General features: G+C 66.9%; 11 protein-coding genes. 10 read left to right on the forward strand and 1 reads right to left on the reverse strand.

Features of this window, described 5'->3' with window-relative positions; translation table 11 throughout:
* Positions 1 to 145: 145 nt before the first annotated feature.
* The 9 genes from J1N50_RS11170 (at position 146) to J1N50_RS11210 (ending at position 11,424) form a co-directional block, all read left to right on the forward strand.
* Positions 146 to 1,063, forward strand: a complete 918-nt coding sequence (locus tag J1N50_RS11170) for an MBL fold metallo-hydrolase (RefSeq protein WP_215353570.1) — start codon at positions 146 to 148, stop codon at positions 1,061 to 1,063.
* The gene (locus tag J1N50_RS11175) at positions 1,048 to 1,278 is read left to right on the forward strand and encodes a hypothetical protein (protein WP_215353534.1); all 231 of its coding nucleotides are present in this window, start codon (positions 1,048 to 1,050) and stop codon (positions 1,276 to 1,278) included. Before J1N50_RS11170 ends, J1N50_RS11175 begins: the two co-directional genes overlap by 16 nt.
* Positions 1,275 to 1,922 (forward strand): DUF4230 domain-containing protein, encoded by a 648-nt coding sequence (locus J1N50_RS11180; RefSeq protein WP_215353535.1) that lies wholly within the window; start codon positions 1,275 to 1,277, stop codon positions 1,920 to 1,922. The genes J1N50_RS11175 and J1N50_RS11180 overlap by 4 nt, the downstream gene beginning before the upstream one ends.
* Before the next feature lie 61 nt (positions 1,923 to 1,983).
* Positions 1,984 to 2,697, forward strand: a complete 714-nt coding sequence (locus J1N50_RS11185) for an adenylate cyclase (protein ID WP_215353536.1) — start codon at positions 1,984 to 1,986, stop codon at positions 2,695 to 2,697.
* Between the two features lie 71 nt (positions 2,698 to 2,768).
* On the forward strand, positions 2,769 to 3,758 hold the full coding sequence (gene nadA, locus J1N50_RS11190) for a quinolinate synthase NadA (protein ID WP_215353537.1): 990 nt from the start codon (positions 2,769 to 2,771) through the stop codon (positions 3,756 to 3,758).
* Positions 3,759 to 4,866: 1,108 nt separating this feature from the next.
* Positions 4,867 to 5,139, forward strand: a complete 273-nt coding sequence (locus J1N50_RS11195; RefSeq protein ID WP_197410113.1) for a GlsB/YeaQ/YmgE family stress response membrane protein — start codon at positions 4,867 to 4,869, stop codon at positions 5,137 to 5,139.
* A gap of 301 nt (positions 5,140 to 5,440) precedes the next feature.
* Positions 5,441 to 6,625: an efflux RND transporter periplasmic adaptor subunit gene (locus J1N50_RS11200; RefSeq protein WP_215353571.1), complete on the forward strand. Its 1,185-nt coding sequence runs from the start codon at positions 5,441 to 5,443 to the stop codon at positions 6,623 to 6,625.
* Positions 6,626 to 6,671: 46 nt separating this feature from the next.
* Positions 6,672 to 10,088 (forward strand): efflux RND transporter permease subunit, encoded by a 3,417-nt coding sequence (locus J1N50_RS11205; RefSeq protein WP_215353538.1) that lies wholly within the window; start codon positions 6,672 to 6,674, stop codon positions 10,086 to 10,088.
* Between the two features lie 70 nt (positions 10,089 to 10,158).
* Positions 10,159 to 11,424 carry a DUF445 domain-containing protein gene (locus tag J1N50_RS11210; protein WP_246553395.1) on the forward strand — a complete coding sequence of 422 codons (1,266 nt, stop codon included), beginning with the start codon at positions 10,159 to 10,161 and terminating at the stop codon, positions 11,422 to 11,424.
* A 28-nt stretch (positions 11,425 to 11,452) separates the two neighbouring features.
* On the opposite strand, the gene J1N50_RS11215 is transcribed toward J1N50_RS11210, so the two are convergent.
* Positions 11,453 to 12,244, reverse strand: coding sequence for a Rossmann-fold NAD(P)-binding domain-containing protein (locus tag J1N50_RS11215; RefSeq protein WP_215353539.1), 792 nt, complete (start codon positions 12,242 to 12,244; stop codon positions 11,453 to 11,455).
* Between the two features lie 47 nt (positions 12,245 to 12,291).
* On the opposite strand from J1N50_RS11215, the gene pepN reads away from it, so the two are divergent.
* Complete coding sequence (gene pepN, locus J1N50_RS11220; RefSeq protein WP_215353540.1) at positions 12,292 to 14,892, forward strand: aminopeptidase N; 2,601 nt, start codon at positions 12,292 to 12,294, stop codon at positions 14,890 to 14,892.
* Positions 14,893 to 14,898 lie beyond the last annotated feature (6 nt).

A 14,898-nucleotide genomic window follows, 5' to 3' on the forward strand; every position in this document is an offset into this window, starting at 1 on the left:
TTCCTGGCCGGCGCCCATTCCCCGGTGGCGCTGGCGATAGGGGCGGGGAAAGGGGGCGGCCATGTTCGCTCCCTTTCTCTATTGGTGCCGCCTTTTTCTCCCGCTGCCCTTTTCCTTCGCGCCGCGCGGTGCCACATGGACGGGCATGAGCGACGAAAGGCCCTGGCCCGACACGATCCGCGCCGGCGACTGCGAGCAGCATGAGCCGCTGGTGCGCCGCGTGCTCGCGCCCAATCCCTCACCCTATACCTTCACCGGCACCCAGACGTGGATCGTCGGGGCGGGGAGCGACGTCGCGGTGATCGATCCGGGCCCGACCGGAAGCGGCCTCAGCATCGGCGACCCCGCCGACATCAACGGCGTCGGGCATGTCGAGGCGATCCTGCGCGCGACCGCGGGCCAGCGCATCGCCGCGATCCTCTGCACGCACACGCACCGCGACCATAGTCCCGCGTCGCGTCCCTTGCAGGCGGCGACGGGCGCGCCGATCATCGGCTGCGCGCCGCTGGCGCTGGCCGACGACGGGCCGCGGGCGGATTCGGCCTTCGACAGCGACTATGCGCCCGACCGCGTGCTCACCGACGGCGAGCGGATTGCGGGCGACGGCTGGACGATCGAGGCGGTCGCGACGCCGGGGCATACGTCGAACCACCTCTGCTTCGCGCTCGTCGAAAGCGGGGCGCTGTTCACCGGCGACCATGTGATGGCGTGGTCGACGAGCGTGGTGAGCCCGCCAGACGGCGATATGGCCGCCTATATGGCAAGCCTGTCGAAGCTGTACGAGCGCGGCGACCGCATCTATTATCCGGCGCACGGCCCCGCGGTGACCAAGCCGAGGCAACTGGTGCGCGGGATGCTGGGCCATCGCAAGCAGCGCGAGCGGCAGATATTGCGCGAACTCGACAAGGGGACGCGTGCGATCCCCGAGATGGTGAAGCATATGTACAAGGGTCTCGACCCCCGGCTGACCGGCGCGGCGGGGCGGTCGGTGCTTGCGCACCTGCTCGACCTTCAGGCGCGCGGCGTCGTGCGGGCGCAGGACGACGAGTGGGTGCTGGCCTGATGCCGATGGCGCTCGTGCTGGCGGCCGCGGCGACCTTCCCGCGCAGCTCGCGCCGGTCGGAGGACAACAGCGCGGCCAGGCTGAAGCGTGCCGATCTGGTGCGCGCGCCCGATCCCCGTTGCAGCTATGATCGCGTGCTGCACTACAACCCCGCGACGTCGCGCCGTGAAATGGACCGGCCGGCGCCCGACTGTTCGGATTACAAGGCACCATGACCACGCCCGCGTCCTCGCCCGCACCGCGCCTGTTGCCGCGCCTGATCCTGCTCGCCGCTGCTGCGTTGCTCGCGCTCGCCGCCTGGTGGGCGGTCAGCGTCTGGCGCGACTGGCAGAAGGGCTTCGACCCAGAGACAGTTGTCGCAGCGAGCCTGCAGGGATTGCAGGAACAGAATGTGCTGGTGCCCTTCACCGCGCGCTATGTCGCGGTCGTCACCTCGACCCAGTCGCGGCTGGGCCTCGAAGCCAAGAAGACGCTGATCATGCCCGGCACCGTTCGCTACGAACTCGACCTTGGCAAGCTCAGGCAGTCCGACCTCGACTGGGATGCCGCGACGAAGGCGCTGACGGTGACGCTGCCGCCGCTCCGCCTCGCCGGGCCCGAGATCGATCTGGATTCGATCAGCGAGTTTCGCGACGGGGTGATCCTGTTGACGCTGACCGACGCCGAAAAGACGCTCGACGCCGCGAACCGCAAGGCGGCGCAGGAAGAGCTGATCAGGCAGGCGAAGGCGACGGTGCCGATGCGCCTCGCGAAGGGGGCGGCGCGCACGGCGGTCGAACAGAGTTTCGCGATGCCGCTGAAGGCGGCGGGGATCGACGCGAAGGTAGCCGCGCGCTTCGCGGACGACCCCGCGCGCTGAGGCTTTCGCACCGGTCCCGCTTGCGATAGTCTCCGCCCGGGAATGGCTTGGGGAGTGGGGTATGGCGACGATCGTCGAGGGTGCGGTGCGCACCGAACGTTTCTGGCAGCGAATGGCGATCGGGCTCGCCATCTTCATCATCTTCGGCTTTTTGCAATTCGCGCTGCGCGGGTTCGTCGATCCGGTGCGGGCGCCCTTCTGGGTGCATCTGCACGGCGTCGCGATGCTGGCCTGGCTGGGGTTGCTGATCGTCCAGCCGACGCTTGAGCTTCGCGGCAACCTGGCGCTGCACCGGCGGCTCGGCTGGGCCGGGGCCGCGCTCGCCGCGCTGATCGTCTGCCTCGGCATTTTCGTCGGGCTGGCGTCGCTGGCGCTGAACCGCTTTCCACCCTTTTTCACGCCGCCCTATTTCCTGGCGTTGACGACCGTGGAGTCGCTCGCGTTCGGGCTGACCGCGATGGCGGCGATCCGCCGGCGGCGCGACACCGAATGGCACCGGCGGCTGATGATCGGTGCGACGATCGTCATTCTCGAACCGGCGCTCGGCCGGTTGTTGCCGATGCCGATGATGATCGGCTGGGCGGACATTCCGGTGGCGCTGATCCAGCTTGGCGTCGTCGGGATCGTCGCGCTGCACGATCGGCGCGCGCTGGGGCACGTCCATCCGGCGACGAAAGCGGTGGCGCTGCTGGTCATCGCGGTGCGCGTGACCGTCTATCTTCTGTCGCTGACGCCGCCGGTGGTTGCGCTCGCGGCGAAGCTCGCGGGAAGCTGATACGGCGAATTGCCCTTGGGGCGGCCGCGGTGTAGAGCGCCGCCCAAGGCAAAGCCATATAAGGAAAAGCCATGACTGCTCCCGTTCGCGAAAATCTGTCGGGTCTCGACCTGCGCGCCGAAATCGAGCGCCTGCGCAAGGAGCGCAACGCCGTCATCCTCGCGCATTATTACCAGAAGCCCGAGATCCAGGATCTGGCCGATTTCGTCGGCGACTCGCTCGAGCTGTCGCGCAAGGCGGCCGACACCGACGCCGACGTGATCGCCTTTTGCGGGGTCAAGTTCATGGCCGAGACGGCGAAGATCCTGTCGCCGCAGAAGACGGTGATCCTGCCCGACATGGATGCGGGATGCAGCCTCGAGGACAGTTGTCCGCCCGAACAGTTCGCGCGTTTCCGTGCGCAGCATCCCGACCATATCGCGCTGACCTACATCAACTGTTCGGCGGCGGTGAAGGCGCTCTCCGACATCATCGTCACCTCGTCGAGCGCCGAGACGATCATCAGCCAGATCCCCGAAAGCCAGAAGATCATCTTCGGCCCCGACCGGCACCTTGGCGGCTATCTCAACCGCAAGTTCGGGCGCGACATGCTGCTGTGGCCGGGCGTGTGCATCGTCCACGAGGCGTTCAGCGAGACCGAGCTCCTGAAGCTGAAGGCGCAGCATCCGGGCGCGCCGGTCGCGGCGCATCCCGAATGTCCGCCGCACATCGTCGACCATGCCGACTATGTCGGATCGACGAGCGGCATCTTGCAGTTCGCGAAGAGCTTCCCCGGCGACACGCTGATCGTCGCGACCGAGCCGCACATCATCCACCAGATGGAGCTGGCGCTGCCCGAAAAGACCTTCATTGGCGCGCCGGGCGCGGATGGAAACTGCAACTGCAATATCTGCCCGTATATGGCGCTCAACACGATGGAGAAGCTCTACCTCGCGCTCCGCGACCTCAAGCCGCGGATCGAGATGGACGAAGAGCTTCGCCTCGCGGCGCGCAAGAGCCTCGACCGGATGCTCGAAATGGCGTCGGGGACGGTGGGCAAGGGCGACCTCGGTCGCGCTTGAACCGCGACGGCGAGTCGCCTTTTGCGGTTTCGCGAATCGAGTCGCGGCGATGAGTCGGGAACCGCGGTCGGGGCGACGACTCCGAAAATGCTGCGCTAATGTTACAAAAATGCCGCGGCGAATCCGCTTGTTGCTAATGCCGGACTTATCCACAAGCGAACGGGTATGATTGCTGCTTTGCGTGCGTTTTCTGTTGGCGGCATCCCGCGTTCGTGACAGCTTCAAATCATCGGACGCCGGAGACGACGGACCGCCGGGACGAGAAGGGCAGTTGCAAGACTGGCCGGACGAGAACGGAGAGGGACGACGAGGAAAGCAACCGATAGCCGGATCACGGAACGCAGCGATTCCCACGAGTTGAGGCGGACCCGATCGGGTACGGAAATGCAGGCCATCGCTTTGAAAGCGCAGCTGTTTCGGCAGAGGCACGGACGAGATGATGAAGGGCTTTCCAGGTGAGGCCGGCCCCCGAAAGGGGGCCGACCGAACCATCGCCGGACCGTTCCGGCGCACGCGGCGGCGCGGCGTTTTGCGGGTCACTGACCGAAAGGACAGGGAGCCGGGATGCAGCGGCGAAGCGCGGCGAGGGACGCAACCGGATAGTGGGGGTTGGCAGCGATGTCGGCCCCCATTTCGTATGCGCCCGGCTTTATATGCGCGCCCTGCGGCGCGCCCGCGGGTCCGTTGTTCCGGCGCTCGCCGCTGCCGCCCGCCTGCGGCCCATCACCCGAAAAAATTCGAACCAGTGATCGCCGTCACATCGCGGTCAAACAAGGCTGCTTATCCCGTCCTTGCGACCCGGAGCAGTTCCCCGACCGGAACTGATCCTCCTCTTCCCGGCCGTGGCCTTCGGGCGACGGCCGGGAACCTTTTCCTCCCCTCTCGCATTATTCGCCTATCGGCTGCTGCCCGATCGCCCGTTGACGGGCTCGCCGACCGGAAAGGGGAGATCATAGGGATGATCGATTTCGTACCTTGCGCCTGTCCTCGGTGAACGGCGCCCCGGCAACCGCGCGCGCTCCTCCATTTCGCTAGGCGATTGCAGTGATTTAGGGTAGCACAGACTGTCCGCAACGTCGGGCAGACCATTGATCGTAGGGGGTCAATCATGATTAGTTTCATTATCGCTATTGTGATGGGTGGCATTATCGGCTGGCTTGCCAGCATCGTGATGCGCACCGACGCCCAGCAGGGCATTTTCCTGAATATCATCGTCGGGTGCGTGGGCTCTATTCTGGGCCGGCTGCTGCTCGGCGGCGTGTTCGGCGGTGGGCATCTGCGCGGCGACGCGTTCGACTGGCGGACGCTGGTCACGGCGTTCATCGGCGCGATCATCCTGCTGGCGATCGTCAACCTGATCCGGCGCGGCCGGGTACGCTGACGCCGCGAACCGCCGGGTCCGATCCGGACCTGGCAGCGAAGAAATCGGGGGCGGCCGACGCATGTCGGTCGCCCCCATTTTCGTAGCCAAGCACTGGAATTTGCTGCCCGACCAGCTTATGACGCCGTGCCCGGAGGGTGGGGCGAGGGGGCCTGTTTCACCCCTTGCGCGCGGTGATTTAATAGGGTAATACACCGACCGGAAATCTGGCTGCGCCCCTGCGGTGCGGCTTGCACTGCCGTCGGCAGCAGGTCGACGGCCGAGGGGATGTGGCGTGAATTACGAGCGGAAAGTGGATTCGATGGACAGCCTGGCGGGGACCGAAAGCTTTTACGAAGCCGATGACAACCGCCGCAAGCGGATGCTGACGATCGCGGCGGTCGCGCTGATCGCGGTCATCCTGCTCGGCGTCTGGTATGCGTTCGCGCACAGCAAGGGCGCCGATACGGCCGCGGGCGGCGCCGGCGGCGCCGGCGGCGCGGGGGCGCAGAATGTGCCGAACGTCACCGTCGTGATTCCCGGCCGCGTCTCGGTGCAGGCGGCGATCGCCGCCAACGGCACGATCGCGGCGCGCCGCGAAATGCCGGTCGGCATCGCGGGCGAGGGCGGACAGGTCGTCCGCGTGCTCGTCGAGCCCGGCCAGTGGGTCGGCGCGGGCCAGACGCTCGCAGTGATCGACCGCGCCGTGCAGTCGCAGCAGGCGGCGAGCCTCGCTGCCTCGATCAAGGTCGCGCAGGCCGATGCCGATCTGGCGCAGGCGGAGCTGGAGCGCGCGCAGGCGCTGGTCGGCCGCGGCTTCATCTCGAAGGCGGACATGGACCGCAAGCGTGCGACCCGCGATGCCGCCAACGCGCGCGTCCGCGTGTCGCAGGCGCAATATCAGGAAGCACTGGCGCGCAACGGCCGCCTCAACATCGTCGCCCCGGCGGCGGGGCTGGTCCTGACGCGTCAGGTCGAACCCGGCCAGGTCGTCGGCGCGGGCAGCGGCGTGCTGTTCCGCATGGCGCGCGGCGGCGAGATGGAAATGCTGGCGCAGCTTGCCGAAGCCGATTTGCAGCGCGTCAAGGTCGGCACCCGTGCGACCATCACGCCTGTCGGCACCAACCTGCAGATCGCCGGGCAGGTGTGGCAGGTTTCGCCGATCGTCAACATGGACACGCGGCAGGGCACGGCGCGCATCGCGGTCCCGTACAGCGCCGCGCTGCGCCCCGGCGGCTTTGCCGACGCGCGGCTCGTCTCGGGCACCGAACAGGCGCCACTGCTCCCCGAAAGCGCGGTGCAGAGCGGACCCGACGGCAATTTCGTGCTGGTCGTCGGCGCGGACGACAAGATCGAGCGCAAGCTGGTGAAGGTCGGCACCGTCACCGACGGCGGCGTGTCGATCGCGTCGGGACTGACCGGCAACGAGAAGGTCGTCGTGCTGGCGGGCGCATTCCTGAACCCCGGCGACAAGGTGAAGCCGGTGGTCCAGAAATCGTCGCAGTAGAATTGGTCGCACACGCAGCCTGCGGGCGCACAAGGGCGTTTGAATCATGAGCTTTCGCAACATCTCCGCCTGGTGCATCCGCAACCCGGTGCCGCCGATCGTGCTGTTCGCGCTTCTGTTGATGGCAGGGCTCGTCAGCTTCAACCGGATGGACGTCAACGACAATCCGGACATCGAATTCCCGGCGGTGCAGGTCATCGTCGTCCAGCCGGGCGCCGCGCCGTCCGAACTCGAGACGCAGGTGACGCAGCGCGTCGAAGCCGCGGTGCGCAGCGTTAGCGGCGTCGACGAAATGTCCTCCTATGTCAGCGAGGGCAACAGCCGCACGATGGTGCAATTCGCGATCGGCACCCCGATCGACCGCGCCTATAACGACGTCAACCAGGCAATCTCGCAGATCCGCAGCGACCTGCCCGACGGCATTCTCGAACCGCAGGTCGTGCGCGTCGATATCGCGGGCGGCCCGATCACCTATTTCGCGGTCGAGACGCGCGACATGACGCTGGAGCAGCTGTCGTGGTTCGTCGACAATACGGTCGCAAAGGAACTGCTGTCGATCCCCGGCATGAGCCAGGTGCGCCGCTCGGGCGGCGTCGACCGCGAGATCCGCGTGATCCTCGATCCCGCACGGATGCAGAGCTATGGCCTGACCGCGAGCCAGGTGAACCAGCAGCTGCGTCAGGTGAACGTCAATGCCGCGGGCGGGCGCACCGAGATTGCAGGCAGCGAGCAGGCGGTGCGCGTGCTCGGCAACGCCGCGAACGCGTTCCAGCTCGGCGACACGCGCATCTCGATCGGCAACGGCCGCACGATCCGCCTGTCGGACGTCGCGAAGGTCACCGACGGCTATGCCGAACAGCGCAACCTCGCGAAGATCGGCGGCAAGCAGGTGCTGAGCTTCTCGATCGAAAAGGCGAAGGGCGCATCCGACGTTACCGTCCATGACGAGACGATGAAGAAGCTCGCCGAGATCAAGAAGAACAACCCCAAGGTCGACTTCAAGATCCTGTTCACGCGCACCGAATATACGAAGGAGCAGTATCGCAGCTCGATGGCCGCGATGATAGAGGGCGCGGTGCTGGCCGTCGTCGTCGTCTTCCTGTTCCTGCGCGACTGGCGCGCGACGCTGATCAGCGCGATGGCGATCCCGCTGTCGGCGATCCCGACCTTCTGGTTCATGGACATGATGGGCTTTTCGCTGAACGGCCTGTCGCTGCTGGCGCTCAGCCTCGTCGCCGGGGTGCTGGTCGACGACGCGATCGTCGAGATCGAGAATATCGTCCGGCATATGCGGATGGGCAAGACTGCCTATCAGGCCGCGATCGACGCCGCCGACGAGATCGGCCTTGCGGTCGTCGCGACGACGATGTCGATCGTCGCGGTGTTCCTGCCCGTCGCGCTGATGCCGGGCATTTCAGGGCAATTCTTCATCCAGTTCGGCATGACCGTGGTGTTCGCGGTACTCGTCAGCCTGGCGGTCGCGCGCATGATCACCCCGATGATTGCCGCCTATTTCCTGTCGGCGCAGGGCGAGCAGGATCACGCCTCGGGCCCGTGGGTCGACCGCTACGAACGCATCCTTGCGTGGACGCTCGACAATTCGAAGCACAAGGTGAAGCGGGCCGAGTTCGACGCGGAACCGACGAAGCTCGGCTATCTGGGCCTGCCGCTGGCGATGGCGGGGTTGTATGTCCTGTACGCGATCTATGCCTATTTCCAGCCGGTGCCGCTCGGTCAGGAGGGGCGCAACCCGGCGCTCTATTTCCTGCTGCAGGTGCCTTTCTTCGCCGCCTTCATATATCTGTTGAGCAGTCTGGTCATGATCCTGCTCGGAGCGCTTGCCTGGCTCTGCGGGGTGCGCCAGTTCGCGTTCACGGGCTGGGCCAAGTTCATGGTGCAGCGTGCCTACGCGCGCCTGTTCGACCATCGCGTCTGGATCGTCGGGATCGGCGTCGCGGCTTTCGCGACGAGCATCTTGCTGTTCGCGACGCTGCCGCAACAGTTCCAGCCGACGATCAACAGCGATTACAGCCAGGTGCGCTGGGAGCTGCCGCCGGGGTCGACGCTGGCGCAGAGCGAGCATATCTCGAACGAGATCAACGATATTCTCGAAGCCGACAAGACGGTCGAGAATGCCTTCTATGACGTCAATGTTGGCGGCGGCACGGTGTACATCACGCTCAAGAAGAAGCGCGAACAGACCAGCGTCGACTGGGAACGCGGGCTGCAGCCGAAAATGGCGGCGATTCCCGACGCGCGGGTGTCGTTCCAGAGCCAGGCCGGCGGCTTTTCGGGCCGCGACCTGACCTTCATCATCGGCGGCGACGATCCGGCGCTGCTCGAGCGTCACGCGATGAAGATCGTCGGCGAGATGAGCAAGCTCAAGGAACTGCGTTCGCCGCGGATTGAGGGCGACATTCCGCGCCCCGAAATCATCGTCAAGCCGCGCCTCGACCTGGCCGCCGAACTCGGCGTCACGACCTCGGCGCTCAGCCAGACGATCCGTATCGCGACGATCGGCGACATCGACCAGAACGCCGCGAAATTCTCGCTGTCCGATCGCCAGATCCCGATCCGCGTGCTGCTGTCCGAGGATTCGCGCCGCGCGCTCGCGACGATCGAGAATCTGCCGGTGCCGACTTCGCGCGGGACCACCGTGCCGCTGAAGTCGGTGGCCGAGATCGGCTTCGGCGCCGGCCCGACCGAACTGCGCCGGTACAACCAGACGCGGCGCATCGTGATCGGCGCCGACCTGGCGCCCGGCCTTGTCACCAGCGACGCACAGAAGAAGATCGACGCGCTGCCCGCGATCAAGGACATGCCGCAAGGGGTGCGCAAGATCATCCAGGGCGACGCCAAATGGCAGGCGGAGTTGATCAACAACTTCCTGATCGCGGTCGTCTCGGGCCTGCTGCTCGTCTTCTCGACGCTGGTGCTCCTCTATCGCCGCTTCCTGTCGCCGCTGGTCAACATGTCGTCGCTGTTGCTCGCGCCGTTGGGCGGGCTGCTTGGGCTGCTGATCACGGGCATGGAAATCTCCATGCCCGTCTATATCGGCCTGCTGATGCTGCTCGGCATCGTCGCGAAGAATTCGATCCTGCTGGTCGATTTCGCGATCGAGGAAATGGATCATGGCGTCGGCAAGATGGAGGCGCTGCTCGATGCCGGCCGCAAGCGCGCGCAGCCGATCGTCATGACGACGGTCGCGATGGTTGCGGGCATGGTGCCGACCGCGCTGTCGCTGTCGGGCGACGGCGCGTGGCGCGCGCCGATGGGCGTGGTCGTGATCGGCGGGTTGACCCTGTCGACGCTGCTGACGCTGCTGATCGTGCCCGCAGGGTTCAGCCTGGCCGACAGCATCGAGAAGCGCCTCGGCCGCTTCTTCTCGCGCAACCTTCTGACCTATCGGAAAGGCGACGATGTGAAGCCGCACGGCGCCCCGGCGCCCGAACCGGCGGAATAATGCCGACGAACCGGCGCGACAGGTCGCTGCGCCGGTTGCAACCTTTGCGGCGTTTCGCCATTTGGTTCGCATGACCGACCGCCTTCTTTCCCGGCCGATGGGCGTCGCCATTCCGGCGCGGGGCTCCAATATCCGTGTGGTGGCGACCGGATTGCTGATCGTGATGGCGGCGGTGTTCCTCGCCGCGCGCTATTTCGGTCACGTCCATCCCGCGATCGGTTTCGTGCGCGCCTTTGCCGAGGCGGCGATGGTCGGCGGGCTGGCCGACTGGTTCGCGGTGACCGCGCTGTTCCGCCATCCGCTGGGCCTGCCGATCCCGCACACCGCGATCGTGCCGCGCAACAAGAACCGCATCGGCGACACGCTGGCGCGCTTCCTGCTCACCAATTTCCTGCTGCCGCGGCTGATCGCGCGCAAGATGCGGACGGTCGACGTCGCGGGCGCGGTCGGCAAATTCCTGTCGCAGCCGGCCGAGGGCGGCGGGCGGCTCAGGCTCGGCGCGTCGCGGATCATCGCCGACGGGCTCGGCGCGCTCGACCAGCAGCGGCTGGGCGGGATGGTCAAGTCGGCGATCGCCGATCGCCTCCGCGACCTCGACGTCGCGCCGTTGCTCGGGCAGGCGCTGCAGGCGGCGCTCGCCGAGGGGCGGCACCAGCCTTTGCTCGACGCGATGGTCAAATGGGGATCGAAGACGCTCGAACTCAACGAGCATCTGATCCACCAGATGGTCCACGACAACAGCAACGCGATCGTGCGCTTCACCGGGCTCGACGAGAGCATTTCGAACCGCATCGTCGCGGGGCTCGGCAAGCTGCTCAGCGAAATGGCGGTCGACGAAACGCACCCGCTGCGCATCCGCGTCGAGGAAGGACTCGCCAAGATGGCGCTCGACCTGCAGCACGATCCCGAGGTGAAGGCGAAGGTCGCCAAGGTCCGCGACGAGCTGCTCGAGAACAAGGCGGTCAAGCGCTGGCTCGACGGATTGTGGGAACAGGGGCGCGCCGCGCTGCTCAAGGCCGCGCGCGACCCCGAAACGATGCTCGCGGGCCGGATCGGCGAGCTCGTCACCCAGTTCGGCACGATGCTGGGCGAGGACGAGGGGCTGAAGCGCACGCTCAATCGCTATGCCCGCCGCGCGGTGGTCGGCATGGTCGACAGTTACGGCGAGACGGCGCTGAAACTGGTGTCCGATACGATCCGCGGGTGGGACGCCAAGACGATCACCGACCGGCTGGAAAATGCGGTCGGCGACGACCTTCAATATATCCGCATCAACGGCACGCTGGTCGGCGGGCTGGTCGGGGTGTTGATTCACGCGGTGGACGTGCTGCTCTAGACAGGCTCGTTGATCTAGGGTCAGGATCCTAGACAAGGCTGGCGAGCCCTTCGCGAAACGTCGGATAACGTGGCGCCCAGCCGAGGAGCCGCTTCGCCTTGCCGTTCGCGACGCGGCGGTTCTCGGAATAGAAAGCGCGCGCGGCGGGCGAGAGGCCGGCTTCGTCGAGCGGCAGGAGCGGGGGAAGGGGCGCATCGAGCATCGCGCAGCCCCATTCGACCAGCCGGTTCTGGTGGCAGGGCTCGTCGTCGGCGAGGTTGTAGATGCCCGCCGGTCCGCGGAACGACGCGATGACGCCGCCCGCGATGTCGTCGACATGGACGCGGCTGAAAACCTGGCCGGGCAGGTCGATCCGGTGCGCGCGGCCTTCGTTGATCCGGTCGAGGATCGAGCGGCCGGGGCCGTAGATGCCGGGCAGGCGAAAGAGCCGCACGTCGCCGCGCAGCGCCGACCATGCGGCGTCGGCGGCGTTGCGGTCGGGGCGGCGGCCCTTGATCGGCGCGCTTTCGTCGACCCACGCGCCGCCCGTGTCACCATAGACGCCGGTCGAGGACAGGTAGCCGACCCATGTTGCGGGGGCGACGCCCAGCGCTTGGCCATAGCGATCCAGCACCGGGTCGCAGCCGTTGACGGGCGGGACCGACGAGAGAATATGCGTCGCCGACCGAAGGGCGCCGATTACCGCCGCCTCGTCGCCGAACGCAATGCTGCCGCTGCGGCCATCCTGCGTCGTCCCCGCGACCTCCCAGCCGCGCGCGTCGAGCCGGGTGGCGAGATGCCCCGCCGCATAGCCCATTCCGAAAATCAGCATCTTCGCCATTGCAGCGCTTATTGCGCGCCTGCGGCGCCGCGCCTAGACCCTCGTTCATGACCGACGCCTCTTCCACGCCCGCCATTCCCGTCACCATCCACCGCGGCGATTACCGGCCGCCCGAATGGCAGCTTCCCGACATCGCGCTCGATTTCGCGCTGGGGATCGACGAGACGCGCGTCACCGCCGCGCTGTCGGTGGTGCGTAGCGCCGATGCGCCGGCGCCGCTGACGCTGCGCGGCGACGGGCTCACGGCGCTGGCGGTGCGCGTCGACGGCGAAGGGTGGAACGACTGGCGGATGGAGGGGCCCGACCTTGTCGTCGATCTCGGCGACCGGACCGCGGCGGTGGTCGAGGTCGAGACTGCGATCAACCCGGCCGCCAACACGCAGCTGATGGGCCTCTATGCGTCGAACGGGATGCTCTGCACCCAGTGCGAGGCCGAGGGCTTTCGCCGCATCACCTTCCATCCCGACCGGCCCGATGTCCTCAGCCGCTACAAGGTGCGGATGGAAGGCGACAAGGCGCTGTTCCCGATCCTGCTGTCGAACGGCAATTGCATCGAAAAGGGCGAAAGCGAAGGCGGGCGGCACTGGGCGCTGTGGGAAGACCCCTGGCCGAAGCCCTCCTACCTCTTCGCGCTCGTCGCGGGCGACCTGGTGGTCAATCGCGACGAGTTCGTCACCCTGTCGGGGCGCAAGGTCGAACTCGGCATCTGGGTGCGCGAGGGCGACGTCGAACGCACGAGCCACGCGATGCAGGCGCTCAAGAACAGCATGAAATGGGACGAGCAGGTCTATGGCCGCGAATATGACCTTGACCTGTTCAACATCGTCGCGGTCAGCGACTTCAACATGGGGGCGATGGAGAACAAGGGGCTCAACATCTTCAACACCCGCTATATCCTCGCCGATCCCGACACCGCGACCGATCTCGACTATGACGGCGTCGAGGGCGTCGTCGCGCACGAATATTTCCACAACTGGTCGGGCAATCGCGTCACCTGCCGCGACTGGTTCCAGCTTAGCCTGAAAGAAGGTTTCACGGTCTTTCGCGACCAGAGCTTCTCGGCCGACATGGGCTCGCCGGCGGTCAAGCGGATCGAGGATGTTCGCCTGCTCCGCGCTGCGCAATTCCCCGAGGATGCGGGGCCGCTCGCGCATCCGATCCGGCCCGACTCCTATCAGGAAATCAGCAATTTCTATACCGCGACCGTCTATAACAAGGGCGCCGAGGTCATCCGGATGATGCACGCGATGGTCGGGGCGGAGCGTTTCCGCAAAGGCACCGATCTCTATTTCGAGCGCCACGACGGCGAGGCGGCGACGTGCGAGGATTTCGTCCGCGCGATCGAGGATGGCGCGGGCGTCGACCTCACGCTGTTCCGCCGCTGGTACGAGCAGGCGGGGACGCCGCGCGTCACCGCGCGCATCGAGAGCGACGAGGACACCGGCGAGCGCGTGCTGCACCTTGCGCAGGCGGTGCCCGCGACCCCCGGCCAGCCCGACAAGGCGCCGACCCTGATCCCGCTGCGGATCAAGGCGTTCGATCTGGACGGCGGGCATGGCATCGAGGAGGAACGGCTTGTCCTGCTCGACCGCGGCGAGATGGCGGTGCCGCTCGGCCATTATCGCAGTCGGCCGATGTTGTCGCTGAACCGCGGTTTTTCGGCGCCGGTGATCGTCGATTTCGCGCGCGCGGGCGGCGAACTGGCGTGGCTTGCGGCGCACGACGACGATCCGTTCGCGCGCTACGAGGCGTTGCAGCAGCTGATGCTCGACACGCTCGTCGCCGCCGTGTCGGGCGAGACGGTCGACCACAGCGTCGTGATCGACGCCGTCGCGCAGACGCTTGGCGGACGCGCCGCCGATCCGGCGTTCGTTGCCGAGGCGGTGCTGCTGCCGAGCGAAGCGTTCGTCGGCGACCAGATGGTCGTCGTCGACCCCGACGCGATCCGCCGCGAGCGGCTGGCGTTGCAGGCGGCGATCGGCGGCGCGCTGGAAGCCGAGTGGCGCGCGATCCTGGCCGAAACGCCGCCGCCCGCGGCGATCCTCTCGCGCAAGGCGAAGGGGGGCCGACGCCTGCGCGGCGTCGCGCTTGCGTACCTCGCGGCGACGGGATTGCCCGATACGCCGGCGGTCGCATTCGGCATTTTCTCCGACGCCGACGGGATGACCGAGCGGCAGGCGGCGCTCGCGACCTTGGCGCATGGCGACAGCGACGAACGGGTGGCGGCGCTCGATATCTTCTATCAGCGCTATCGCGACAATCCGCTGGTGCTCGACAAATGGTTCCAGGTGCAGGCCTGGTCGCTGCGTCCCGACACCGTCGACGCGGTGAGGGAACTGGCCGGGCATCCCGACTTCACGCTGGCGAACCCCAATCGCGTGCGCTCGCTCTATGGCGCGCTGACCGGCAATCAGGCGGCGTTTCATCAGGCCGATGGCGCGGGCTACCGGCTGATCGCCGATCTTGTCATCGCGCTCGACCCGAAGAATCCGCAGACCGCGGCGCGGATGATCCCGCCGCTCGGCCGCTGGAAACGCTTCGACGAGGCGCGGCAGACGATGATGAAGGCCGAACTGCAACGCATCCTCGCGCAACCGGGCCTGTCGCGCGACGTGACCGAACAGGCGTCGAAGAGCTTGCTGGGGTAGCGTCGG

Origin of the sequence: Sphingopyxis soli (assembly GCF_018682675.1) — a bacterium.
In the GTDB taxonomy this organism is placed as follows: domain Bacteria; phylum Pseudomonadota; class Alphaproteobacteria; order Sphingomonadales; family Sphingomonadaceae; genus Sphingopyxis; species Sphingopyxis soli.

Bases quoted from the DNA above. Each gene is read 5' to 3' on its own strand.
- J1N50_RS11170 (WP_215353570.1), top strand. From the start codon at position 146: ATGAGCGACGAAAGGCCCTGGCCCGACACGATCCGCGCCGGCGACTGC.
- J1N50_RS11180 (WP_215353535.1), top strand. From the start codon at position 1,275: ATGACCACGCCCGCGTCCTCGCCCGCACCGCGCCTGTTGCCGCGCCTG.
- J1N50_RS11185 (WP_215353536.1), top strand. From the start codon at position 1,984: ATGGCGACGATCGTCGAGGGTGCGGTGCGCACCGAACGTTTCTGGCAG.
- nadA (WP_215353537.1), top strand. From the start codon at position 2,769: ATGACTGCTCCCGTTCGCGAAAATCTGTCGGGTCTCGACCTGCGCGCC.
- J1N50_RS11195 (WP_197410113.1), top strand. From the start codon at position 4,867: ATGATTAGTTTCATTATCGCTATTGTGATGGGTGGCATTATCGGCTGG.
- J1N50_RS11200 (WP_215353571.1), top strand. From the start codon at position 5,441: ATGGACAGCCTGGCGGGGACCGAAAGCTTTTACGAAGCCGATGACAAC.
- J1N50_RS11205 (WP_215353538.1), top strand. From the start codon at position 6,672: ATGAGCTTTCGCAACATCTCCGCCTGGTGCATCCGCAACCCGGTGCCG.
- J1N50_RS11210 (WP_246553395.1), top strand. From the start codon at position 10,159: ATGACCGACCGCCTTCTTTCCCGGCCGATGGGCGTCGCCATTCCGGCG.
- J1N50_RS11215 (WP_215353539.1), bottom strand. From the start codon at position 12,244: ATGGCGAAGATGCTGATTTTCGGAATGGGCTATGCGGCGGGGCATCTC.
- pepN (WP_215353540.1), top strand. From the start codon at position 12,292: ATGACCGACGCCTCTTCCACGCCCGCCATTCCCGTCACCATCCACCGC.